Origin of the sequence: Pseudoalteromonas sp. SG43-7 (assembly GCF_014164295.1) — a bacterium.
Taxonomy (GTDB): domain Bacteria; phylum Pseudomonadota; class Gammaproteobacteria; order Enterobacterales; family Alteromonadaceae; genus Pseudoalteromonas; species Pseudoalteromonas rhizosphaerae.
The window spans coordinates 1-288 of sequence record NZ_JACJEY010000214.1; the positions used below are offsets into that span (position 1 = coordinate 1).

General features: G+C 39.6%; 1 rRNA gene. It reads right to left on the bottom strand.

What is annotated here, in order from left to right:
* Positions 1–110: ribosomal RNA gene (locus H5200_RS23590) — 16S ribosomal RNA — on the bottom strand; the annotation flags it as partial.
* Between the last annotated feature and the right edge of the window lie 178 nt (positions 111–288).

Genomic DNA, 288 nt, shown 5'->3' on the forward strand with positions numbered 1-288 from the left:
GTCCGCCGCTCGTCAGCAAAGTAGCAAGCTACTCTCTGTTACCGCTCGACTTGCATGTGTTAGGCCTGCCGCCAGCGTTCAATCTGAGCCATGATCAAACTCTTCAATTAAAAGTTTTTTCTGTCCCGAAGGACATGCTCAATGAATTCTGAATTTATTTAATATCTTTCGATATTGAATTGACTGTGCCGAAGCAACTTATAAATAAGTTACTTCTGTTGGTCACTCAGTTTCAATTGAGACTCTAAATTTTTTGCCTTGCTTAGCTATCTAAAAGAAAGTTAAGCT